20 protein-coding genes and 2 tRNA genes are annotated in these 25,980 nt (G+C 32.1%); all 22 read right to left on the bottom strand.

Going from position 1 to position 25,980, the window contains the following annotated elements; all coding sequences use genetic code 11:
• Window positions 1–65 precede the first annotated feature (65 nt).
• Window positions 66–142 (bottom strand) — tRNA-His (locus HNR33_RS05025).
• A gap of 6 nt (window positions 143–148) precedes the next feature.
• A tRNA-Arg gene (locus tag HNR33_RS05020) sits at window positions 149–225 on the bottom strand.
• Between the two features lie 118 nt (window positions 226–343).
• Entirely contained in the window at window positions 344–820 is a 477-nt protein-coding gene (locus tag HNR33_RS05015) for a metallophosphoesterase family protein (protein WP_429080773.1), read from the bottom strand.
• Window positions 817–1,434, bottom strand: a complete 618-nt coding sequence (locus tag HNR33_RS05010; RefSeq protein ID WP_429080770.1) for an XTP/dITP diphosphatase — start codon at window positions 1,432–1,434, stop codon at window positions 817–819. The genes HNR33_RS05015 and HNR33_RS05010 overlap by 4 nt, the downstream gene beginning before the upstream one ends.
• A 4-nt stretch (window positions 1,435–1,438) precedes the next feature.
• Window positions 1,439–2,200 (bottom strand): ribonuclease PH, encoded by a 762-nt coding sequence (gene rph / locus HNR33_RS05005; protein ID WP_429080769.1) that lies wholly within the window; start codon window positions 2,198–2,200, stop codon window positions 1,439–1,441.
• A gap of 176 nt (window positions 2,201–2,376) precedes the next feature.
• Entirely contained in the window at window positions 2,377–3,396 is a 1,020-nt protein-coding gene (locus tag HNR33_RS05000; RefSeq protein WP_429080766.1) for a GerMN domain-containing protein, read from the bottom strand.
• Window positions 3,397–3,476: 80 nt separating this feature from the next.
• Window positions 3,477–3,998: a DUF2179 domain-containing protein gene (locus HNR33_RS04995; RefSeq protein WP_429080763.1), complete on the bottom strand. Its 522-nt coding sequence runs from the start codon at window positions 3,996–3,998 to the stop codon at window positions 3,477–3,479.
• Window positions 3,999–4,100: 102 nt separating this feature from the next.
• A complete protein-coding gene (locus tag HNR33_RS04990; RefSeq protein WP_429080761.1) occupies window positions 4,101–6,164 on the bottom strand; it encodes an N-acetylmuramoyl-L-alanine amidase family protein in 2,064 nt (687 codons plus the stop codon).
• 203 nt (window positions 6,165–6,367) lie between these two features.
• Complete coding sequence (locus tag HNR33_RS04985; protein WP_429080759.1) at window positions 6,368–7,351, bottom strand: AIR synthase family protein; 984 nt, start codon at window positions 7,349–7,351, stop codon at window positions 6,368–6,370.
• Window positions 7,338–7,943: a hypothetical protein gene (locus HNR33_RS04980; RefSeq protein WP_429080757.1), complete on the bottom strand. Its 606-nt coding sequence runs from the start codon at window positions 7,941–7,943 to the stop codon at window positions 7,338–7,340. Before HNR33_RS04980 ends, HNR33_RS04985 begins: the two co-directional genes overlap by 14 nt.
• A 457-nt stretch (window positions 7,944–8,400) precedes the next feature.
• A complete protein-coding gene (locus HNR33_RS04975; protein WP_429080755.1) occupies window positions 8,401–10,098 on the bottom strand; it encodes a peptide ABC transporter substrate-binding protein in 1,698 nt (565 codons plus the stop codon).
• 447 nt (window positions 10,099–10,545) lie between these two features.
• Window positions 10,546–12,246 carry a peptide ABC transporter substrate-binding protein gene (locus HNR33_RS04970; protein ID WP_429080753.1) on the bottom strand — a complete coding sequence of 567 codons (1,701 nt, stop codon included), beginning with the start codon at window positions 12,244–12,246 and terminating at the stop codon, window positions 10,546–10,548.
• A gap of 276 nt (window positions 12,247–12,522) precedes the next feature.
• Window positions 12,523–14,199, bottom strand: coding sequence for a peptide ABC transporter substrate-binding protein (locus HNR33_RS04965; protein WP_429080751.1), 1,677 nt, complete (start codon window positions 14,197–14,199; stop codon window positions 12,523–12,525).
• A 55-nt stretch (window positions 14,200–14,254) separates the two neighbouring features.
• The gene (locus HNR33_RS04960) at window positions 14,255–15,220 is read right to left on the bottom strand and encodes an ABC transporter ATP-binding protein (RefSeq protein WP_429080749.1); all 966 of its coding nucleotides are present in this window, start codon (window positions 15,218–15,220) and stop codon (window positions 14,255–14,257) included.
• Between the two features lie 2 nt (window positions 15,221–15,222).
• The gene (locus HNR33_RS04955) at window positions 15,223–16,245 is read right to left on the bottom strand and encodes an ABC transporter ATP-binding protein (protein ID WP_429080746.1); all 1,023 of its coding nucleotides are present in this window, start codon (window positions 16,243–16,245) and stop codon (window positions 15,223–15,225) included.
• 14 nt (window positions 16,246–16,259) lie between these two features.
• Window positions 16,260–17,183: an ABC transporter permease gene (locus HNR33_RS04950; RefSeq protein ID WP_429080744.1), complete on the bottom strand. Its 924-nt coding sequence runs from the start codon at window positions 17,181–17,183 to the stop codon at window positions 16,260–16,262.
• A gap of 15 nt (window positions 17,184–17,198) precedes the next feature.
• Window positions 17,199–18,116 carry an ABC transporter permease gene (locus tag HNR33_RS04945; RefSeq protein ID WP_429080741.1) on the bottom strand — a complete coding sequence of 306 codons (918 nt, stop codon included), beginning with the start codon at window positions 18,114–18,116 and terminating at the stop codon, window positions 17,199–17,201.
• Between the two features lie 796 nt (window positions 18,117–18,912).
• Window positions 18,913–20,919, bottom strand: coding sequence for an NAD-dependent DNA ligase LigA (ligA, locus tag HNR33_RS04940; RefSeq protein ID WP_429080740.1), 2,007 nt, complete (start codon window positions 20,917–20,919; stop codon window positions 18,913–18,915).
• A 20-nt stretch (window positions 20,920–20,939) separates the two neighbouring features.
• Window positions 20,940–23,345: a DNA helicase PcrA gene (gene pcrA / locus HNR33_RS04935; RefSeq protein WP_429080738.1), complete on the bottom strand. Its 2,406-nt coding sequence runs from the start codon at window positions 23,343–23,345 to the stop codon at window positions 20,940–20,942.
• A 212-nt stretch (window positions 23,346–23,557) separates the two neighbouring features.
• The gene (locus tag HNR33_RS04930; RefSeq protein ID WP_429080736.1) at window positions 23,558–23,959 is read right to left on the bottom strand and encodes an AAA family ATPase; all 402 of its coding nucleotides are present in this window, start codon (window positions 23,957–23,959) and stop codon (window positions 23,558–23,560) included.
• A 108-nt stretch (window positions 23,960–24,067) separates the two neighbouring features.
• Window positions 24,068–24,403: a hypothetical protein gene (locus HNR33_RS04925; protein WP_429080734.1), complete on the bottom strand. Its 336-nt coding sequence runs from the start codon at window positions 24,401–24,403 to the stop codon at window positions 24,068–24,070.
• Window positions 24,372–25,781 carry a tyrosine-type recombinase/integrase gene (locus HNR33_RS04920; protein ID WP_429080732.1) on the bottom strand — a complete coding sequence of 470 codons (1,410 nt, stop codon included), beginning with the start codon at window positions 25,779–25,781 and terminating at the stop codon, window positions 24,372–24,374. The genes HNR33_RS04925 and HNR33_RS04920 overlap by 32 nt, the downstream gene beginning before the upstream one ends.
• Between the last annotated feature and the right edge of the window lie 199 nt (window positions 25,782–25,980).

Below are 25,980 nucleotides of genomic sequence, written 5' to 3'. Positions count from 1 at the left end.
CAAAACTAAAAACATGTTTTGGCTCTCTGCTTATGCCGACTGAGCTAATAGATCATATATTTTAATGGGGTGGATAATGGGATTCGAACCCATGGCCTCCAGAGCCACAATCTGGCGCTCTAACCAACTGAGCTATACCCACCATTAATGGTGCACCTGAGAGGAATCGAACCCCTGACACACGGATTAGAAGTCCGTTGCTCTATCCTACTGAGCTACAGGTGCATATCTATCATTATTCAGCAGTCACTTTCTATTGCTGACAATAATAGATTATAGCAAAGAATATAACCAATGTCAACACTTTTTGCGGCGGTACTTTTTTACAATATATATTTCTCATTTATTTCAATTTTAATATTTGTGCATCAACCATATCATTGATTTCAATTAGTCCAATACTTTTTTTACTTCCTGCTCTAGGGAGAGACCCACTTCCTGGATTCATAAAAAGAATATCATCGTATTTAACTAGTATAGGATTATGGCTATGCCCAAATAAAACTATATCTGCATTTATCTCCTTACCTCTATAATATATACTGTTCAAGTCTGATTTTACACGGTATTTATGACCATGAGTTATAAATATTTTTTTATTATCTACGTCAATTATTTTTTCATCTGGAGAACTGTTATCATAAAAATCGCAATTGCCTTTTACTGCTATAGTTTCTATTTGTAAAATATCAGCTATATCTTTAGCATCATTTGTATTATCTCCCAAATGAATAATCAAATCTATATTATCAATATCTTTTAATATATTTATACATGGCTCTATATTTCCGTGAGTATCGCTTATTACTGCAATTTTCACTTTATATCTCCCTTAAATATATTCTCTAGCTCTACTCTAAGGTTTTTTAGTGCATTTGCTCTATGACTTATTTGGTTTTTGACTTCATCCCCAAGCTCAGCAAATGTTTTATTGTATTCATCTACTATAAACAATGGATCATAGCCAAAACCATTTTCTCCTTTAGGCTTGTATGCTATTTTTCCACTGCATTCTCCAACGACAGTCTTGATAGACTTATCTTCTAAAACTATAGCAATTACTGTTCTAAATTTTGCCGTTCTCTCCTCCATAGGTACCCCTTCAAGCTCCTTTAAAAGCTTGTTATTGTTATCCTGGTATGTGGCATTTTCACCACTGTATCTGGAAGAATACACCCCTGGCTCGCCATTTAGCTTATCAACAAATAAACCAGTATCATCAGCTATAACTATTGCGTCAACTTTTTTAGATATTTCCCTTGCTTTCTTTACAGCGTTCTCTTCTAAAGTATCACCGTCTTCAATAACATCTAGTTCCTTTAATCCTACATCATCCTTCGAAAGTATATTTACTGGAATTCCTGTTAATATTTCTTTTATCTCTTTTATTTTATGTATATTTCCACTTGAAAGTACTATGTTATTATTGTACATTATTTCACTCTCCCCCATTTGAGTTCCGTTTTCCGACAAGAACACTTAATTCTCCTAGTGCTTCTTTCTGCAACTTGATTAGTTCATTGTTTCCTTTCTGACCAAGTCTTATTAGCTCATTTAAGTCATCAATTGAAAATGGAGATTCTTCTCCTGTTCCTTGAAGTTCTACAAACTCACCTTTATCTGTCATCACTATATTCATGTCAACCTTAGCATTAGAGTCTTCAGCATAACATAAGTCTAAAAGTCTGTTTTCATGTACTATCCCTACGCTAATTGCAGATAAAAAGTTTCTAACAGGCATGTGAGATATCAGTCCATCATTAAGTAGCTTTCCTAATGCATCTACTAAAGCCACAAATGCTCCTGTTATTGAAGCTGTTCTTGTACCTCCATCGGCTTGTATTACATCACAATCTATCCATACTGTTCTTTCTCCTAGCTCTTCTAAAGAAACAACTGATCTTAAAGCTCTACCTATTAACCTTTGAATCTCATGTGATCTTCCTTCTATTTTTCCTCTACTAGCATCTCTTACCTTTCTAGTAATCGTTGAGCCTGGTATCATAGAATATTCTGCAGTTACCCATCCTGATCCAGTTCCTTTAAGAAATGGTGGAACTCTATCATCTACCATCGCAGTGCATATAACTTTCGTTTGCCCCATTTCTATAAGAACTGAGCCATGGGGGTGCTTTAAATAATTTCTTGTTATTTTTACATTTCTTATTTCATCATTTTGTCTTCCGTCTATTCTGTTCACAAAAATCGCCTCACTAATTTATTTTGAATGGTAATAATAATATTATTGTTTCCTTACTCATCATTATAATAACAAAACTTTAATATTTTTTCTAGGATTTTAAGTATAAAAAAGCACCTCCAAACATTAGATTTTTATCTAACATTTGGGGTGCACTTTATTTTCTAGTGATTAGTTTAATATTCATTTGCAAATACTGGAACTGTATCTTGGTTCGTCAAATCTAGTCCAGCTTCTTCCAAAGTTTGACCATCAATCAATACTTCAACATAACTTATATCAGAGAATTGATTTAATGTTAATCCAATATTTTTAGACATATTATCAAACGTAGCTTGGTCCGATATTATATCTTCATCTTCCAATTGCACATCAACATAGGCTATACCATTATCCACTTCAACTCCTTGTAACACTACTCCGTTAGGTATATCAGAGTAAAGACCTGACAGTTCAGGAGCACCATTAAACAATTCTTCAAGTGCTGTAAGAACATTAGCATTAGGTGCTGATGTTGGAACAGTTACTGGTACATAATATTCGTATTCACCATTACTTGTTCCCTTATAATATACCATTATCTTTGAGCTTCCTTGTGCTGAACTATCAACCACATTAATATCTTCTCTCTTTAATGGTTCTTTTATTTTAGTTCCATGCCTCATTTCTGATACAACTTTTCCATCAATAATAATCTGGACTTCCTGGATATTTGGAAACTCTGTTAATGTATATACTACTCCTTTTACTAGATTCTCCTCTTCCTTTTTGGACTGACAATCCATTACTTGCTCATTAAAGTCAAGCTTACAAACACCTGTATCTTGATTGATTGACATACCAATTATTTCAGTTCCTGCAGGTAACAAAGGTTTAAGCCCGATTATACCTATGTCTTCTCTTATGACAGGGGTATCCATCATATTTCTAAGTGCTGCTTTTGCAATACCTTCTTCCCATGGAATTTGCCTTTTAACAGGAACAAGATATCCATTTTCATTCTGATAATACAATACTGTGTCCCTTAAATCGGAGTCTTCAGTTGTATTTATCTCGTCTTCATCACTTCTTATTATTTTCACATCCGGTTCATCTTTTGATACTAGACCCTTCATCGTCTCTATTGCTCCACAACCATATAGGCTTAGTCCTAAAGCAAATATTAGTACAACTATTATTAATTTTTTAATATACATCAATTACCCCCCTTTTACTAATACCTATTTATTTAATTATATTAGCCATAAAGGGAGACTATGATTATTTTGTTTAGTTTCTATTTCTTTTTGATTGTTGAAAAATATCCTCCACTAATATGTTTTGTATTACTTACTGTTATAAATGCTTCATTATCTAAGCTTTTTAATATTTCATGCAAATTATTCAGATCTTTTCTTTTTAGAGTAATATTTAAAATTCTTCTTATTCCATTCTTGCCCAAGCCTTCTATAACTGTGACTCCGTAACCTTTCCCTCTGAGCTCATCCACAACTTCATCAATATTGCCGTTTAGTACTACTTGTGCCGTAAGATTACCAAGTGCAATTTTTTCTTCTATAAAAATACCTATATAGTTACCACATGCAAAACCTAAAGCATATGCTAATAAATTTCCAGGGTTACTAAGTCCATTTACAACTTTCCCTAAAGCTGTAATATAAATTATCACTTCGAAAAATCCAATTATAGCTGCATAAACTCTTCTTCCTTGAACTATCATAAGCATTCTAACAGTTGACATAGAAACATCTAAGATTCTTGCTCCAAAAATAAATAGATATCCCAAAACTAATTCCATACAGTTTGACCTCCTAATGAATATGATTATTATATATAATATACTAAATTTCACTTTTAACAAAATGCAAAAAAAGAAGAAGACAGATAAAAAATCTGTCTTTTACTTATTAAATACATTTTCGTCAAAATATCTCATTATTCCATTAGCAAGTGATTGAGCTGCTTTTTCCTGATATTCATCCGTAATAACCTTCTTTTCTTCAGCAGGATTTGTTACAAACCCTAGTTCTGCTAGTGCAGCTACCATCTTTGTTTCTCTAATTACAACGAGTCCTGGTCTTTTAATAATTCCCTTGTCTACATTATTTAATCCTTTTAATAATTCATCTTGTATAGCTTTAGCTAAAGGAAAATTATCCTGTTCCTTCACTTCACTATCATATGCAGGACAATAAAGAGTCTGTACTCCACTAATATCCCTGTTATCATTAGCATTAAAATGAACACTAATAAACAAATCTGCATTATTTCTGTTAGCAATATTAGCTCTCTCATACAAATCTACAAATTCATCACTATCTCTTGTCATTATTGTATTAAACCCGAGCTCCTTAAGCTTCTGATTAAGCTTTAGTGCGACTTTTAGATTTAAATCTTTTTCCTTAACTTTTGTTGTGATTCCTATGGTACCAGGATCTTTTCCTCCATGACCTGCATCAATAACAATTAACTTGTCACTATACTTTGGCTGTAAAGCATTAAAAATTATATTTAACTCATCATTTGATGAATTTGGTTCTGCTGTAATATTTACATTTGATTTAAAGCTCACAAGTATTGTCTTGAAGCTTCCGTCATCATCTACGGTTATAGTATTTATTTTATCATCCTTTACAACCATCAAACCATTTTTAATATCTACTTCATCTTCATCAACTTTAATCTCTAATGTTCTCTTATTTTCATCATAGTTTGTAACAAATTTTGTCTCCTCTTCTGCTTTTATGTTAATGTAGCCTCCATCTTTATCATCATTTTGATATGTAATATTATCGAAGCTTTTATCATCTGCATAAAGAACTATTTTATTATCAACCACTTCGGTCATTAGATTAGGCCTTTTAGCTGTCTCGTCTATATCAAGTACAACTCTTACTATCTTATCGTCCTTATTATATAATGCATCAGGCTTGAACTGTGATACTCTTATACCTTTGACAAAATCAGTCTTAATATCAAAAACGTCATTCTCATTTTCTAATGTTGAATTTAGCAGATCGACAACTATCCTATCTGGACTAGTTAATCTGAGTATATTATATTGTGGAGTATTAGAATTATTTATTACAATACCCTCTCTGCCATCATTTCTTTCTACATCGATATCTTTTACCATGTTTGTAAAAGTAATTACAAGTGATTTCCCGTCATCCGAAGCTTTTATGTCATATCCCATCAGCATATCTAGATCAATTACAAGTCTTGTGATATTAGGATCATTAGAGAACTGAGAAGCTCTTACTCTTTTTATTGGATATTTATCTACTTCAATATTTGCTGTTCCGTCTGAATCCATTATATTCTTATCTGCAATATTTAACTTACTATTATGTATGTCTATAACAAGTCTATATGGATCCTGTAAATACATTGCGCTATGTTGAACTATTCCAGTCGTATTTACTACAATTTTGGACATTTGCCCCGTTGAGTCTTTAACTGATATTCCTGTTACCTCATGCTCAACAGTCTCTATCATTCCAGTTCTCGTATCTTGATCCCAATCCACTTTACATCCTAGTATTTCAGACACAAATCTTAGTGGAACCATTGTTCTCGAATCATTAACTAATTTTGCTGGTACTCCATACGGTATCTGTTTTTTTGTTTCATTAATCAATACCGATGAGCTATTTATAGTTAATAATATGTCCTGACTTGAAGTTTTAATTGAAACTTCTTTCTTCTGTTGATCCCAGTCTACCTCTGCATCTAAGTAATTTGCAACAAATCTAATTGGTACTAATGTTCTATCGTTATATATGATTGGAGGTACATCCGAGTCTACTTTTTGTCCATTAAATAATAAGTTCGCTCTTCTAGCATTAATATATCCATTATCTATATTGATTCTGACATATAATTGCTGTGATTCTGCTAAAACACCTGCTGTTATTCCTACCAACATGAAAACTACCATAAATAATGCTACTACTCTTTTCATCCTATACCTCCTAATCTCTAATACACATTGCTTCCATTAACATAATATCAATACAACAGAAATCTACACAGCTTTACAAATTTCCTTAGTATATACTATATATATCATTGTTCAAAATATTATGTCAATCGATTTAGAGTTTTGTAATAATCTTTTAATAAAGCAAAAAGTCTGAATAACATTGTTCAGACTTTACACTAATTTTATATTACTTTATATAATTCATCACTACCAGGAGGATTAATAGGAATTACTTGTCCATTTTCTTTCATCAGTATACCTTCCTCAGTTATTTCCCCAATAACTGAGGAGCTTATATTATTATGGAGCAATTCTTTTTGTATAATATCTATCTTTTCATAAGGTGCAATTATCATCATACTTCCACTTGATATAAGTCTTAAGGGATTGATGTCTAGAAATTCACATATTTTACGTGTTGATTCTTCAATAGGTACCATAGATACATCTATAAGTATCCCTTTTCCTATTGCTCTTGACGCCTCCCAAGCAGCCCCAAGTACACCACCTTCGGTAATATCATGCATGTAAGAAACTCCTATCTTACTGCATATTCTTCCCTCCATTATTACACTAATATCACTACCTAGTTCCTTAGCTGATTTTAGTAATAAATGATCTATTTTCCCCTCTAACATATCTGAAAGCTCATTTGCAATAATTGATGTTCCTTCAATAGCTGCTGACTTTGTTATTAACACCTTGTCTCCTATTTTTATATCTTTTGACGCTAGAGTATTTTCTTTTAATTGTCTTCCTATTACAGTAGTTGAAATCACTACTCTGTTTACAGCGTCTGTTATTTCTGTATGACCACCTATTATTTCGACATTTATTTTTTCTGCTGCTTCTCCAGCCTCTTTCATAATTAATTCAATATCATGCTCTGTGGTATCAGGTGGCGCAAGAATTGTCATTAAAACACCTATAGGGTCAGCTCCATTTGAAGCTACATCATTGCAAGATATATGTATTGCTAAACTACCTATGTTTTTCGTTGCACCAGTTATTGGATCAGTAGATACTACACAACTATATTCTCCAAAATCTAGTACAGCACAATCTTCACCTATTCCAGCACGAACTATAACTTCTTCTCTTCTTTTTTTTATATTTGACAAAACAATTTTTTCTAATGTGTCGTTTGGTAGTTTACCTATTTCCATTGTTAGTCCCCCTTGAAAAAAACTCTTTCCATTGTTCTATAGACATTATATGATGGTCAGAAACTATAAATAGTGGCTTTATATCCTCAAATCTAATATCATGAAATATTAAGACTTCTGCATCATATCCTTCTTCCTTATCTTTTCTTGTTTCTAGATTATCAATGAAGCTTAATGAAGTATCCCAATAATTCCTTAATATTGACTCTTCATTAAGTTTAAGATAATCACATGCGCAACTAAACCCTATAGTATCTTTTAATATAAATGGTTCGTATAGTTTATTTGCTAAATTTTCGTTTGCAATCCAACATTTATAAGGATTGACCTTGATAGCCATAATAACTGTATGTGAATGCCAACAGTGACTGTCATGAAAATTCATGCTTGAAAATATAGCTTTTTCTCTAATCACCCAATCTGGAATATAATCTGGTTTATGTAAATCTATATGCTTATGGAATTTTAGATACTTTGATAGATATGTATTTTTGTCGTCATACTTTATTCCTTCTTTAAGTATTTTATCTAAGTCTGTTATTGGAGCAATATGGTATACATATCCTGTTTCCGTATAATCCGGGTATAGCACCAAATCATCTCCTATTCTGTCTTAATTATAATTATTCCTATCTACTAGAATAGCACATTTTATTATAAAACTAAATCCAAAAAGTATATAGTTTCTTATGTGTTATAAAATATTTATCCTTAGGTTAAAATAGTTTTATCTTTAACTTACAATATTTAAAATACTACATAGCAGGAGGTGTATATCATATTGACCATTAATTGCTCTGAAAAATGCATACATGAATCAGATGGAGTGTGTACTCTAAATCATATCACTAATTCCTTGGGAAATACTTTAAGTAATTGTCCTTATTTTAAATGTAAAAATAATAGTATTGATAACAAAAAAACAGACATAACTTTCTCCTAAAGGATTTAATAGATATTATTGGGCATTGTAAATATAAATATACTTCATAGAATAATTTGCACAATAAAAAACAGCGGTGATTTCACCGCTGTCTTTCTATTTCAGATTAGTGTTTTAAAACATAAGCCCATTTCCACTCAGTGTCACAACCAACTGGGAATCTTGCTATACCTTTAACATAATCTCTTTGAATAAATACTCTTGCTGGATGGAAAATTGGGAATATTGGCATTTCTTTAGCTAATATCTTTTCGCCTTCAACCATTGCATCTATTCTTGCATCTCCAGTTTCTTCAGTAGCTTTCTTAATTAGAGCATCAAATTCTGGATTAGAATAATATGCATCGTTGTTTCCACCATTTGTTACAAATAAATCCATAAATGTCATTGGGTCGTTGTAGTCTCCACCCCAACCAGCTATACTTATACAGTAATCTTTGTTGTTATATCTTTCTAGACGAAGTGCAAATGATACTGCTTCTATTCTTAACTCTACGCCTAGGTTTTCTTTCCACATTTGTTGCATTGCTTGACCTGTTCTATTCCACCAAGTGCTGTCTCCTGTTAGTAAGAATGCATGCTCTTGGAATTGCTCTTTAGTGATTCCTAGTTCTGAAAGACCTTTTTCAAAGTATTCCTTAGCTTTTGCTGCATCAAATTCTGGCAATACATTACCTCTATTTTCAGCAAACTCTTTACCACCTTTACCTGGGATTAGTCCAGGAGTTAATCCACCAGGTACTATAGAACCGTCTGCTAATACATTCTCAACATATGATTTTCTATCTGTTGCATAAGCAAATGCTTTTCTTATATTTTCATTACTAAAATATTTATCAACCATGTTAAATTGTAAGTACCAAGTTGTAGCTTCTGCTAATGATTCAAACTCAGGAGTATCTTTGTATTTTTCCATGAATTCTGAAGGAACAGCTGTTGTATCAAGTTCTCCAGTTTCATAAAGATTGATTTTTGTATTGTTATCTGTAATCATATCTCCTTCGATTCTTTCAAGCTTAACTGCTTCTGCATCCCAGTAGCTAGAGTTTTTAACCATTACAAGTTTCTGCTCTCTTGTCCATTCATCTATCATGAATGGTCCGCTAAATACCATTTTATCCGGAGCTGATGCAAATTCTTCACCGAATTTTTCTACAGCTGCTTTTTGAGCTGGTATATAAGTAATGAATGAAGTTAAGCTTAAGAAGAATGGTGTTGGTCTTACAAGTTCAACTTGTAATGTCTTCTCGTCTAAAGCTTTGATACCAACTTCGTTTACATCTTTAATTTCTTCAGTGTTATATGCTTCTGCATTCTTTATGTGATAGAACTGATATGCATATTCTGCTGCAACAGCTGGATCTATTGCTCTTTTCCAAGCATACTCAAAATCATGTGCAGTTACTGGAGTTCCATCTGACCAGTTTGCATCTCTAAGCTTAAATGTGTATGTTAAACCGTCTTCACTTATTTCCCAATCTTCTGCCATACCAGAACCTTTTTGGATACTTCCGTCTGGCTGAAGTCTTACAAGACCTTCATATACAGCGTTTATAATCCAGAAAGATACTTGGTCTGTTGTAGTTTGTGGATCTAAATCTGGTGGATCTGCACCAAGGTTAATTTTTAGCAATTGATCATCCGCTAATTGCTCACCTGTTTGCTCAACAGGTTGTTCTGTTTCTGTTTGCCCTGGCTCTTCTGTTCCTGTTGGTTCAGGCTCCTGCTTTTTACAACCAGATAACCCCAATGATAATACCATCACAAATACTAGTGTTAATACTATCCACTTCTTCATTTTCATTTTTTAAATCTTCCCCCTTTAATACTAGTTTTTGAATGTAATAAACCTCCTACAACCACAAAATATTGCACCCACCTTATTGCTAGAATAATATAATTTTATTGCTGAACTAACTATGCAAAGATGGATTAAAATATTAATAGTTTGTATATAATTTATTACATTTTGTTAATGATGTTACTTAACATTAATTAAAGTATAAAGAAAATTTAATATTTTGTCAAGCCAATATTATCTACAATGTTCTTAAGCCGTTTATAAACCTAGGTTGTACTATTTTACATAGTTTTAACATTTTTTATTAGCTTTAAAAACAAAAAATGCAAATTAGCAATAAAAGAAATAATTTTTTTACCATGTCTTTTACTGCTAATTTATATTTTTATATTAATATTTGTGTCTAAATAAAAATACAGCGGTAAATAACCGCTGTATTCTTATTTCATCTTAATGTTTAAGAATATAAGCCCATTTCCACTCAGTATCACAACCAACTGGGAATCTTGCTATACCTTTAACATATGATTTCTGTATAAATACTCTTGCATCATGGAATATAGGGAATAATGGTAAATCTTTTGCTAATACTTTTTCAGCTTCAACCATTGCATCTATTCTTTCATCACCTTGACCTATTGTAGCTTTCTTAATTAAAGCATCAAATTCTGGATTAGAATAATATGTGTCATTATTTCCACCATCTGTTACAGGCCAATCCATGTATGTCATTGGATCATTATAATCTCCTAACCATCCTGCTATACTTACGGTATAGTCCTTATTGTTGTATCTTTCTAGACGAAGAGCAAATGATACTGCTTCTATTCTTAATTCTACACCTAGGGTATCTTTCCACATTTGTTGTATTGCTTGACCTGTTCTATTCCACCAAGTGCTGTCTCCTGTTAGTAAGAATGCATGCTCTTGGAATTGCTCTTTAGTGATTCCTAGTTCTGAAAGACCTTTTTCAAAGTATTCCTTAGCTTTTGCTGCATCAAATTCATATTCACTTAATACGTTACCACGATTTTCAACAAACTCCTTACCATCTTTTCCTGGTAATAATCCTGGTGTAAAGCCTTCTGCTACTATTGAGCCGTCATTTAGAACATTATCAACATATGATTTCTTGTCTGTTGCAAGTGCAAATGCTTTTCTGATATTTATGTTACTGAAATATTTATCTTCCATATTAAACTGTAAGAACCAAGTAGAAGCTTGAGCTAATGATTCAAACTCAGGAGTATCTTTGTATTTTTCCATGAATTCTGAAGGAACACCTGTAGTATCAAGTTCTCCAGTTTCATAAAGATTGATTCTTGTATTGTTATCTGTAATCATATCTCCTTCAATTCTTTCAAGCTTAACTGCTTCTGCATCCCAATAATTTGGGTTTTTAACCATTATAAGCTTTTGTTCTCTTGTCCACTCATCTACCATAAACGGTCCGCTATAAACCATCTTATCAGGAGCTGATGCAAATTCTTCACCGAATTTTTCTACAGCTGCTTTTTGAGCTGGTATATAAGAAATGAATGAAGTTAAACTTAAGAAGAATGGTGTTGGTCTTTCAAGTTCAACTTGTAATGTCTTTTCATCTAAAGCTTTAACACCAACTTCATTTACATCTGTAATTTCTTTAGTATTATATGCTTCTGCATTTTTTATGTGATAGAACTGGTATGCATATTCTGCTGCAACTTCTGGGTCTATTGATCTTTTCCAAGCATATTCAAAATCATGTGCAGTTACTGGAGTTCCATCTGACCAGTTTGCATTTCTAATCTTAAATGTGTATGTTAATCCATCTTCACTTATTTCCCAATCTTCTGCCAAACCAGAACCTTTTTGGATACTTCCATCTGGAAGCTGTCTTACTAGACCTTCATATACTGAGTTTACAATCCAGAAAGAAACTTGGTCTGTTGTTGTTTGTGGGTCTAAGTCTGGTGGATCTTGAGCTAAATTTATTCTTAAAACCTGTTCATCTGCTAAAACCTCTCCCGTATTTTCTGTAGTTTGTTGTTGTTGATCATCTTGTGTTGTTTGTGCTGGGTCAGTTGGAGTATCTTTAGTACAACCTGCCAAGCCAAGCGATAATACCATAACAACTGCTAAAAATAATGTTATCCATTTTTTAGTTTTCATTTATAAATCCCCCTTTTATTTTTTTGATAAAAGTTTTTGTTAAAAGAATACTTTTTTATGTCCCCCCTTTTATGTCAGATATTTCTTAATAATATATTAATTTGCTATTTATCTTTCATTTCCTTCATAATCAAATTAAGAAAACGCAACATTTTCGTTACATTTTTTTAATATTATGAATCTACTTAAATTTCAAATAATTTAATACTTTCACATATTATTTTCATGCAATAAAAAATGACGGTTAACTTAACCGTCATTTTTTATTATTCTATATTAATGCTTTAAAACATAAGCCCATTTATATTCAGTATCACAACCAACTGGGAATCTTGCTATACCTTTAACATAATCTTTTTGAACAAATACTCTTGCAGGGCTAAATATAGGGAATATTGGCATGTCTTCAGCTAACATTTTTTCCCCTTCTATCATTGCATCTATTCTTGTATCTCCAGTTTCTTCATTAGCCTTCTTAATTAGAGCATCAAATTCTGGATTAGAATAGTATGCATCGTTATTTCCACCATTTGTTACAAATAAATCCATGAATGTCATTGGGTCGTTATAGTCTCCATTCCAACCAGCTATACTTATACAGTAATCTTTGTTGTTATATCTTTCTAGACGAAGTGCAAATGATACTGCTTCTATTCTTAACTCTACGCCTAAGTTTTCTTTCCACATTTGTTGCATTGCTTGACCTGTTCTATTCCACCAAGTGCTGTCACCTGTTAATAGGAATGCATGCTTTTCAAATTCCTCTTTAGTAATTCCTAGTTCTGAAAGACCTTTTTCAAAATGTTCCTTAGCTTTTGCTACATCAAATTCTGGTAATAATTCACCTCTATTTTCAGCAAACTCTTTACCACCTTTACCTGGAATTAATTCAGGAGTTAATCCACCAGGTACTAATGAACCATCTGCTAATACGTTATCAACATATGATTTTCTATCTGTTGCATAAGCAAATGCTTTTCTTATATTTATGTTGCTGAAATATTTATCAACCATGTTAAATTGTAAATACCAAGTAGAAGCTTCTGCTAATGATTCAAATTCAGGAGTATCTTTATATTTTCCCATGAATTCTGCAGGAACAGCTGTAGTATCAAGTTCTCCAGTTTCATAAAGATTGATTTTTGTATTGTTATCTGTAATCATATCTCCTTCGATTCTTTCAAGCTTAACTGCTTCTGCATCCCAGTAGCTAGGATTTTTAACTAGACTTAAGCTTTGCTCTCTTGTCCATTCATCTACCATAAACGGTCCACAATAAACCATTTTGTCAGGAGCTGATGCAAATTCCGCACCAAATTTTTCTACAGCTGCTTTTTGAGCTGGTATATAAGAAATGAATGAAGTTAAGCTTAAGAAGAATGGTGTTGGTCTTACAAGTTCAACTTGTAATGTCTTCTCATCTAAAGCTTTAACACCAACTTCGTTTACGTCTGTAATTTCTTTAGTGTTATATGCTTCTGCATTTTTTATGTGATAGAACTGATATGCATATTCAGATGCAACTTCTGGGTCTATTGCTCTTTTCCAAGCATACTCAAAATCATGTGCAGTTACTGGAGTTCCATCTGACCATTTTGCATCTCTAAGCTTAAATGTATATGTTAATCCATCTTCGCTTATTTCCCAATCTTCTGCCATACCAGAACCTTTTTGGATACTTCCGTCTGGCTGAAGTCTTACAAGACCTTCATATACAGCGTTTATAATCCAGAAAGATACCTGGTCTGTCGTAGTTTGTGGGTCTAAATCTGGTGGATCTTGTTGCCAGTTTACTCTTAATACTTGCTCTTCTGCTAATTGTTCTTCACCTTGTGAAGCATTGTCATCATTTGTTCCTGTTGGAGCCGGCTCATTTTTACCACAACCAGCTAATCCTAGTGTTAAAACCATAACAACTACTAGCATTAACACTATCCATTTGCTCATTTTCATTTTGATATTCCTCCTTTGATTTTTTATTATGAGTAAAATAGATACATAGTAGTGCCTATTTTACCATATGACATGCGACTGAGTGACCTGGACAAACCTCTCTTAATTCTGGTGCTTTTTCTTTACATATAGGCTGAACCAGTCTACATCTTCCTTGGAATTTGCATCCTGGAGGTGGATTTATTGGACTTGGAACATCCCCCTCTAGCATTATTCTTTGTCTCTTTCTCTCTACCTCAGGATCTGGTATAGGTACAGCAGATAATAGAGCCTGAGTGTATGGATGCAATGGATTATCATAAAGTTCGTTACTACTTGTTAACTCAACTATTGCACCTAGATACATAACAGCTATTCTATCTGAAATATGCTTAACCATACTCAAGTCATGAGCTATAAATAAATAAGTTAAATTAAACTCTTTTTGTAAATCTTCAAGAAGATTTACAACCTGTGCTTGTATTGAAACATCAAGTGCTGATATAGGCTCATCACATACTATAAGTTTTGGTTCAATTGCAAGAGCTCTTGCGATTCCTATACGTTGTCTTTGACCACCACTAAACTCATGTGGGTATCTACTAGCATGCTCTCTACTTAATCCAACAAGTTCTAATAAGTCATATATTCTTTTTTGTCTTTCTTTTCCTTTATATAATCCATGTATATCAATACCTTCACCTATAATATCAGTAACTGTCATTCTAGGATTTAACGAAGCATATGGATCTTGGAATATCATTTGGGCTTTTCTAGTAAAATTCTTTAATTCTTTTTTATTTAATTGATGAACATTCATACCTTCGAAAATAACGTCACCTTCGGTAGCATCATACAATCTGATTATTGTTCTACCTGTTGTAGATTTACCGCAACCTGATTCTCCAACTAGTCCTACAGTTTCTCCTTCTTTTATGCTTAGATTAATTCCGTCAACTGCTTTTAGTGTTAATCCTCTTCCAACATTAAAGTGTTTTTTTAGGTTACGTACTTCGATTAAAGTCTTTCTGTTATCAGTCATCACTATCTCCCTCCCTTAGCTGTAGGGTTTTCAACTTTTGGAGCCATTTCATGTTGTAACCAGCAGTGAACATGATGAGTATCACTTAACTGTGACTTCTCAGGATAATTATCCCTACATACTGGCATTGCATAATCACATCTAGCTGCAAAAGGACATCCTTTTGGAGGTGCAAATAAGTCTGGTGGTGTACCATCTATTGGCAACAATCTTTCATCTTCTTTTGTATCCAATCTAGGTACAGATTTTAATAATCCCCAAGTATATGGATGTTGAGGCTTATAGAATATTTCATCAAGAGTACCAGACTCTATAATAACTCCAGCATACATAACAACTACTCTGTCAGCAACATCAGCAACAACTCCAAGGTCATGAGTTATTAGTATTATTGAAGTATTTAGTTTACGTTGTAAATCCTTCATAAGATCCATAATTTGAGCCTGAATAGTAACATCAAGAGCTGTAGTAGGCTCGTCAGCTATTAATAGTTTTGGATTACATGCAAGTGCTATAGCTATCATCGCTCTTTGTCTCATACCACCACTAAATTCATGCGGATATTGCTCAACACGTTTTTCAGGTGTTGGCATACCAACAAGCTTGAGCATCTCTATAGCTCTTTCTTTCGCTTCTGATTTGTTCATTTTTTGATGCTTTATAAGACCTTCCATTATTTGCTTACCAATTCTCATGGTTGGGTTAAGGGATGTCATAGGATCTTGGAATATCATACTTATTTCCTTACCACGAACAGCTTCCATTTGTCTATCTGTAAGTTTAGCAAGGTCTTTTCCATTGAACATAACGGAACCTTTTTTTATTTTTCCTGGAGGCATCGGTATAAGCTGCATTACTGTTTGTGCTGTAACAGATTTTCCGCAGCCTGACTCTCCAACTATAGCTAAAGTTTCACCCTTGTTTACATGAAAAGTTGTTCCTCTAACTGCTTGAACCTCTCCTGCATAGGTGTCAAATGATACAGTTAAATCCTTAACATCTAATAAAATATTATTTTTTTCCACTTTTTTTGCCCCCCTTACTTTCTAAGTCTTGGGTCTAGTGAATCTCTTAGACCGTCACCTAATAAATTGAACGCAAGCATTGTTACACTAATTAATAATGCTGGGAATAACAATTGATATGGGTGAATTAAAAGCATTAAAGTACCTTCATTTGCTAATGTACCCCAACTTGCGAGAGGTGCAGGAATACCAAGACCTATATAGCTTAAAAAAGCTTCAGTAAATATCGCACCAGGAACTTGGAATGTTAAGTTGATTATTATTGGTCCCATTGCATTAGGAATTAGATGTTGACCAATAATTCTTGCAGTGTCTGCTCCTAGAGTCTTTGCAGCAAGAACAAATTCCATCTCCTTTAACTGTAGCACTTGACCTCTAACTAAACGAGCCATACCACCCCATCCGGATATAGATATAGCCACTATGATAGTCGAAAGCCCGGGACCCATAACTATCATAAGAAGAATAACCCATAGTAACTGTGGTATAGAATAGATAATCTCTACAATACGCATTAATATAATATCAACATATCCACCGAGATAACCAGATACTCCACCGTAAATAATTCCTATAGTAACATTTATTACTGCAGAAACAAGTCCTATAAACAGCGATACTTTTGCACCTTCCCAACATCTAACAAATACATCTCTGCCAAGTGCATCAGTACCAAACCAGTGTACAGAATCAGGACTCTTATTTATAACCATAAAGTCTTGCTTTGCATAATCAAAAGGACGAAGAGTTGGTCCTATGAAAGCCATTGCTACAACTAAAATTAATACAATCAAGGATACAATAGCAAGTTTATTTTCTTTAAGTCTTCTCCACGCGTCTGCCCAATAAGTCAAGCTAGGTCTTACTATTTTTTCGGATTTTTCGATATCTTTACCGACAATCTGAAACATGTCTTTATTAAAATCAACCTGTGCCATCAATTTAACCTCCTTTTAATCTAATCTGATTCTTGGGTCTACTACTCCATAGAATAGGTCTATGATATACATCATTATAACAAGTATTATCGCATAGAATATTGTTGTTCCTAAAATTAAAGTATAGTCATTTTGCTTAATACTTTGGACATAATATTTACCCATTCCTGGAACCGCGAATATTGACTCAACAACGAATGAACCAACTACAACTCCGGCTATCATTACACCAAGTATAGTTACAATTGGTAATATAGCATTTCTTATAGTATGTTTCCAAGTAACAACTGCTCTAGAAAGTCCTTTAGCCTTTGCAGTTCTTACATAGTCTTGTCCTAATACATCAAGCATACTTGTTCTCATCATTCTTGCTATATAGGCAATCATTCCAAAGCCAAGTGCTGACACAGGTAAAACATAGTGTATAGCTGTGCCCCATCTTGCAACTGGGAACCAACCTAATTTTGCTGCAAACCAATATTGGAATAGTGCTGCAAACACGAAGTTAGGAACTGAAACTCCTATAACTGCTAGTACAATAACAAAATAGTCAAACGTCTTACCTCTATTTAAAGCCGCTATAATGCCGAATAAAATTCCTAAGCCCGCACCTAGTCCTACTGACCATAATCCAAGCTTAGCTGATACTGGAAAACTAGTAGCTAACATTTCATTAACTGTTCTAGTCTTGTATTTCATAGAATCCCCTAAGTCACCTCTTAAAAGGTTTTGTAGGTATTTACCATATTGAACAATAAGTGGCTGATCTAGTCCATATTTTTTCTTTAAGTTTTCCATAATTTCTGGTGGTATTCTTTTTTCGCTTGTGAATGGATCACCAGGAATTGAGTGCATTAAGAAAAAAGTAATCGTGATGATAACCCATATAGTAATTAAGGCTATCAGTCCTCTTTTTAAAGTATACCTTAACATAACCACACCTCCATTAGATTTAATTACATATTAAGACAGTTTGAACATATAAGTATACTATATCTCCCCCTTTCCTTATAGGTAATATTTAAAAAATAAATTTACATAAAACAGTACTAAATAAAAACCTATCAAAAAAAGTTAAAAAAACAACAGTACACTGAAGTGACTAGACAAGTCTAATGTTTTAAATAATCCAAGTAAATAAGATAAGACATGAAGAACTGGTACTGTTCATTGAAAAGCATATTATTTTTTGGCTTGATAGTAATTTTAATAGCTTAATACAACTATTGAAGTAAGTAAAATTTTGAACCAATTGTCAGAAATTTATAACTATTCTTTTATATGATACCTGATTTCAAGCCATTTTGCAATTAAATAAATTTTAATAAATTGTTAACAAAACGTAATAATTGCGAATAAAAATGCTTATCTTTTATGTCAAATTGTTCAATAATACTCCATAAAATCGTTAGTAATAACATAGTCAAACAAAATACCAGATTATCTTACACTTTATAAATATCAATTAATGTGACAATTTATTTGTTATCAATTAATTGTTCTTAACAATTCAGTATCCATAGTTTATATAATATAACATATTTAGACATTATTTTTGTATATAATAGTACAATTTTTATTAATTAAGTGATACAATATAACGTCTATTGTAAGCTCTTTAGTATACAAAATGCAAGATTTTTTTTGAAAGTTTCATTTTTAACAATGAAATATGTTAACTATTAAATAAAAAAGATGGGATTATATTTTTCCCATCTTTTTTATTTTATTATAATCCTTCTTTTTGAATTATTTTATTAAACTCATTCCCATCAATTATTTTTATACCTAACTCATTAGCTTTATCAGCCTTTGAACCAGCATCTTCTCCAACTATTACATAGTCTGTTTTCTTGCTTACGCTACCTGAGACCTTGCCTCCAAGTTTTTTAACTATTTCCGAAGCTTCAGTTCTGCTTAATCCTTCTAACGACCCAGTTATAACAACAGTTTTTCCTGAAAACACTGTATCTTCTTTTACTTCACTATGGTCATATTCTGGTTTTATACCTTCACTTAAAAGCTTATCAATACTGCTTGTTATCTTTTCATCATTAAAAAACTCAATTATGCTTCTTGCTACTATGTCTCCAATATCCTGAATTGATACAAGCTGTTCATATTCTGCTTTCTTTAAATTGTCAAGAGACATAAAAGTATCTGCAAGGTCTCCTGCGGTCTTCTTCCCTACGTTTGGAATGCCTAAAGCATAAATAAACGCACTAAGAGAACATTTTTTACTTTTTTCAATAGCATCTAAAAGATTCTGTGCCTTTTTGTGTCCAAATCTATCTAGTTTTATTAAGTCTTCAAACTTAAGCTCATAAAGCTGTGGAATGTCTTTAAGATTTAGTTCCTCAAATAGCTGCTCAGCTGTTTTTTCGCTGAATCCTTCTATATTCATTGCATCTCTACTTGCAAAGTGTACTAGTCGTGATACTAGCTGAGGCTTACACGAAAGTGAGTTTGGGCAGAACATATGAACTCCTTCCTGTACCAGCTCACTATCGCATGCTGGGCAATGAGTTGGCTTTATTATCTCTTCTACCGAATTATCACAGTTATCATCTACGGTTCCCATTATTTCAGGTATGACGTCATTTGATCTTCTTATCCATACCTTACAGCCTATAGAAACTTTTTTTCTCTGTATATCATCCCAGTTGTTAAGTGTTGCTCTTTTTACTGTTACTCCGCCTATATCAATAGGATCAAGTAATGCAGTAGGAGTTACTTTTCCTGTCCTTCCTACATTCCATTCTATTTCATGCAGCTTTGTTGTAGCTTCCTCAGCCTCAAATTTAAATGCAATAGCCCATCTTGGAAACTTCTGAGTATATCCTAAAGCCTCTCTTGTTTTCATATCATTTATTTTTATAACTAATCCATCAGTAAGCACATCTAGCTCTTTTCTAGTTTCCTTTACTCTTTCTATCTCTTCTATTACCTGCTCTATATTGTTAAATTTCTTAAAATAGTCATTAATTGGCAGCCTATTTTTCTTTAAAAAATCAATCATTTGCACATGAGTTTCGAATTGTTTTCCCTCGGAGTACCCTATGTTGTAAAAATAAGCAATTAATTTCCTGTCGGCAGTAATCTTAGGATCTAGATTTCTTAGAGCTCCTGCTGCTGCATTTCTTGCATTTTTAAGAGGTTCATCGGCCCTTTTATTGTATTCCTCTAATGAAGATAACGGCATTAGCCCTTCTCCTTGTATTTCTAAAATACCATCGTATTCTATGGATAATGGTATTGACTTTATTGTCTTTAGTTGCGGCAAAATAGCTTCTCCGATTACACCGTTTCCTCTCGTAGTTCCTTGAACTAGTTTACCTTTGTTATAAGTAAGATTTATTGTAAGTCCGTCAAATTTATACTCTACAATATATTCTGGACTAGGTAGAACATCTTGTTGATCTAAATTGTATTGTTCTATAAGCTTCTTTACTCTTTGATCCCAACTTCTAAGTTCTTCTATACTCTGTCCTTTATCTAAACTTAAAAGTCTTCCTAGATGCCTATGTTTCTCAAATTTTGCCAATGGTTCTCCACCAACTCTTTGTGTTGGAGAATCAGGAAACACTGTACCTGTTTCCTTTTCAAGATGTACTAATTCATAATAAAATTCATCGTATTCCTTGTCGCTTACCTTTGGATCATCTAATGTATAGTAGTAATAATTAAGGTCATTTATTATCACAATAAGCTCTTTTATTCTAGCAATCTTATCCATATTTTCACCTCAACATTCCTCTATATTACTTCAATAGGTGCAAATGAAAGCATCAGCTTCTTTATTCCTTGACTATTAAAAGCGATTGTTATTTCCTTGTCATTTTCCACATCCCTCACTTGTACTACTGTGCCTATTCCCCATGTTTTATGCTCTATCTTCATTCCAGTTCTAATATCAGTAAGTTCAGTAAGTGAAGTTTTTTCAGGCTTTCTTGTATTTTCAAAAGTATATCCAGTAAAATATTTATTAGTCTGTGTTATTGTATCAGTTTTTTGACTAAATGGAATAACCTTTGTGTCATCTTCATTACAGCTCTCTACTAAAGCTTCAGGTACTTCTCTTATAAACCTTGAAATACTATTATAGCTAGTTTTACCATATAGCATACGTGTAGTGGCATATGTCATATAAAGTTCTTCTTTTGCTCTTGTTATACCTACATAACAAAGTCTTCTTTCTTCCTCCATATCTTCTTCATTTGTAAATCCTCTTGATGTAGGAAATAGTCCATCTTCCATCCCACATATAAATACAACAGGAAATTCAAGACCTTTTGCACTATGAAGAGTCATAAGTGTAACTGCATTATCTCCGTCTTCTACTCTATCAATATCCGATAGTAATGATATGTTTGCTAAGAACTCTTCTAAATTTTTCACTTCACTAGTATCTTCAAAATTTATTGCTACAGAAATAAACTCTTGTATATTCTCTATTCTTCCTCTAGCTTCTATTGTATCTTCCTGTTCAAGCTCAGTTATATATCCTATTGAATCTATTATATTTTCTATTAAATCCTTTACTCCAAGTATTTCCTTCATGGCAATAAATTTTCCTATTAATGAAGCAAATGATTTCAGATTGTTGACTGCTCTATAGGAAAGTCCAGGAACTTCTTCAGCATCAAGTATTATACTGTATAGGCTCTCTCCCTTTACTCTACTATATTCTTCAAGCTTATTTAAGGTTGTATTGCCTATTCCTCTCTTAGGTACGTTTATTATTCTTTTGAAGCTTATATTGTCTACTGGATTTTGAATCAATCTCAAATACGCTATAATGTCCTTAATTTCTTTTCTGTCATAGAACTTATGCCCACCAACTATTTTATAAGGAATATTGGATTTCATAAAAGCTTCCTCAACTACACGTGACTGAGCATTGGTTCTGTATAGGATAGCAAAATCATATAGATTTTTTTCACCATCTTTTTTTATTTCATTTATTTTATCTACTATAAAGTTTGCCTCATCGTGTTCATTGTATGCTCTATACACTTTCAAAGGAGTACCGTCTTGATTTGCAGTCCAAAGTTTTTTGCTTTTCCTATCGCAGTTGTTTTCTATAACTTGATTTGCTGCATCAAGGATAGTTTTTGTTGAACGATAATTTTGTTCAAGCTTTATAACTGTTGCAGATGGATAGTCCTTCTCGAAATCGAGGATATTCCTTATGTCTGCCCCTCTCCATCCATAAATTGACTGGTCATCATCTCCCACGACACAGATATTCTTATGTTTTTTAGATAAGAGTCTAATCAGCTCATACTGTGCTCTGTTTGTATCCTGATACTCATCTACTAAAACATATTTAAATCTATTTTGATAATATTCCAGAGTATCAGCATTATTAATAAAAAGCTCAACTGTTTTTCCTATTAAATCGTCAAAATCAAGTGCATTATTTTGTTTTAGCTTTTTTTGATAAAGACTATAGATCTCACCTTTTTGTCTTTCCCTGAAATCACTGTAATTTTGATTTATATATGTATCAGGGTCAATTAACTTATCCTTCTGTGAGCTTATAAATCCAATCATTGATTTAGGATCATACATTTTTTCATCTAAATTTTTCTCTTTTATACAGTCTTTAATAAGTGTTTTTTGATCAGTTGTATCATATATTATAAAGTTTTTTTCATATCCTACTTTTCCAATTTCTCTTCTGAGTATTCTAACACATATTGAGTGAAAAGTTCCAGCCCATATATCTTCTACAGCATTCTCTACAAGTCTTCCTATTCTTTCCTTCATTTCATTAGCGGCTTTGTTTGTGAAAGTTAGGGCAAGTATGCTATACGGCATTACTCCTTTTTCCTGTATTAGATATGCTATTCTATGAGTAAGTACTCTAGTCTTACCCGATGTATCTTGACTTAAGAAACTCCTCATAAGTTCCAAGTCCTCTGATTGCAACTCATTTGGGACATAATCACTATTATATACATTTCCAAATCTAATTAAATGAGAAATTCTATTTACTAATACAGTTGTCTTGCCTGATCCTGCTCCAGCTAAAACTAATACTGGACCATCAGTAGTAAGTACAGCTTCTCTTTGCATATTATTTAAATGATTATATTGTGATTCAATTATTCTATCTCTTAATTCATAAAACTCCCGTTTCATCTGTTCATTCAACATATTTTATACCACCTACATCCGTTTTTTTCGTCAAAAAAGAGGAATTCATATTCCTCTTTTTCTAATAGTATATCATATACTTTGAGTTTGTTTTAAAATGTTACTCTTGAATTATAATTATTTTTTACAAGTCAAATTTTATATACTTAACATCATCAAATCCTTCATCTATTTTGATATCCAAATTAGTTCTATTGTAAAACTTCAAGCTCTCAATTGGAATCCTTTTTATTGTGCTCTCTTTGTTCATTTCTTTTAACACAAATGCGGAAAGATGTTTTGAATGCTATTGCTATTATTTTCGCATCACATTTATGAGATAAATTTATATATCTTTTCTTAAATTTCTTGTTGGTATTATTAGCATCAAATATTACATTATTACCTTCTATAAATGAGTTTTCTATACGGTCATATATATTCTCAAATATTCTCTTATTATTTTGTGAAGAAAAATTGAAATTTTCTTCTAATTCAACTCTAATATCATCATTTGAGACAATTTCAGCATTTAGACTACTATGTTTTTTCTTAGCATAAGTAGATTTGCCCGAACAAGGGATTCCTATAAGCATATATAAAGTTAAGTTATAGCGATTTTTTATTTTGAGCATAATTTGTTATATTAATAATTTTATTAGCATTCCTTGTATTTTCATTCATAGCAGTTTTACCTTCCTTTTATAAGTTTAGTACATGAATATCCTATAGTTTTTTATCCATTATCTTCTTGATTTATACAATTCAGTGTTAAGACTTTTTATTTGTTGTCTAAGTTTGCTAATTATTAAATTCTGATATTCACATTTTTGCTTTAAAGCCTTAACTTCTGTATTTGTATATATGATATTATTACTTTTGTTCCTATATTGTCTTATTACACTTACATAGGGCTCCCTTTGAAGGGTCTTTTCAGGAATATTTGTTTCTTTAGATATATTTTCATATGTTATCTTTGTATTAATTTCACTTAGCTTTATGCAAGATGCCTCAACAATTTCTAGTCTATTTGCAACTAATTCCTTTTTAACTCGCACCATCTTCAGCTCTTTTGTCATTTTCAACCCTTCTCCTTGCTTCTTTTTTTAATCTTTTTATCTTTACTTCGTAATCCTTGATTTTTGTATTCTCTATATTCAAATAAATATTTTCCAAAGCTTTATATAACTGATTTTCAATTTTTTTAGTACTATTATGTCTTCTATTTTGATATATGAATCTAAATAATCTAATAGCATATTTCTCAAATTCTTCAATATTATCAGTCCTGTATTCTTCACAAGCCATACATACCAAATCTCCACATACTTCTACATTAGTATTGTCAACACATATACCTAAAAAAAGTGGTACTGTATCTTTAGTATTATTAATAGAATGAAGTAAATTCTCTTTATGTCTACTTACAATATCAACATTTTGTATTAATTCAAGAATGGGATTCTGTTCATTTGACTTTTGATTACTATCACTTTCTCCAATTAGCAAGCCTCGTTCTTCAACGGATTTTAAAGTTGTAATAGCAAACTCATTATTTACCTCATATGGTAATAGACTGTTTGTATTTTGATTTAAATATTGAGCTATTTCTTCAGGAGTCACTTTGGCCGCTAGCAAATTAGTAACAAAGTTCCTTTTATTATCATGTAATGTATACATTGGCTTTCCAGAATTATCTACAATCGAATTTTCAATCTGTATTAACTTAAATAATTGATCAACACTATCCCTTGATAATAGAGTACGCCCTTTTGTGTTTTTACTAGGAAATAACCTTCTGACTTTAAATTGATCATATTTTGAGTATATCATCTTATTTATTTTTCTTGAATATTCTTTGGCTATTCTTATTGCATTAAGGGTAGTTTCGCCTACTATAGGTATAGTTGTTTTTCTATGCTTACATTTATGAAAAACAACTCTGCCTTTTCTTAGGCAATTATACTTTAAAGTTAATACTTCATGCACTCTTCTTCCTGAATCTATAAGTATTAGCAATACACATAGTTCTTGAAATTCTTCTTCGTATTTTTTGTCTTTTAATGCTTCTTTAATAGCTATGATTACACGAAATATTTCTTCTTTTGATTCATACTTAGGATATTTTTTAGGTTCTCTAAGATAGTCATATTTCGTAGTAACATTATCTGGTATCTGGTATTTACCATTATCCCTATGATATTTCAGCATTTTTTCAAGTGCTTGTACCCTATGATTTATAGTTGCATTAGTATTTTTTGTTCCTCGAATGTTTATTACTTCTTTTTGAGTTTGTATAAATTTAATCACTACATCGTTATTTAAATCCCTTATTTTTTGTATCTGAGGAAAATTTGTAGTTAGAAATTCAAAAAATTTTTTTAAATGTGATTTTTCAACTTCATAAGTTTTAAAACTATATTCTATGTTCAAGTGGTCTAAATATTCTTTAACCATTTGATTTATTTCTCTACTCTTGTGTATTTGTAGTTTAGTAGATTTACTAAAAATATTGTTTAGATCTTGTTGGGTATTACATTCATATCCCATTTCATAAAGTAACCTGATGTGCTAGTAGAATTACATCAAGATAAATTTACCAATTTATTTTTAGAAAAAAATATGCTTCTTATAAACTATTACTGGATATATTATC

Source organism: Brassicibacter mesophilus, from assembly GCF_050433385.1.
In the GTDB taxonomy this organism is placed as follows: Bacteria; Bacillota; Clostridia; order Tissierellales; family Proteiniboraceae; genus Brassicibacter; species Brassicibacter mesophilus.
Note: the sequence above shows the minus strand (reverse complement) of the source record. Positions and strands in the feature narration are given on the sequence as shown.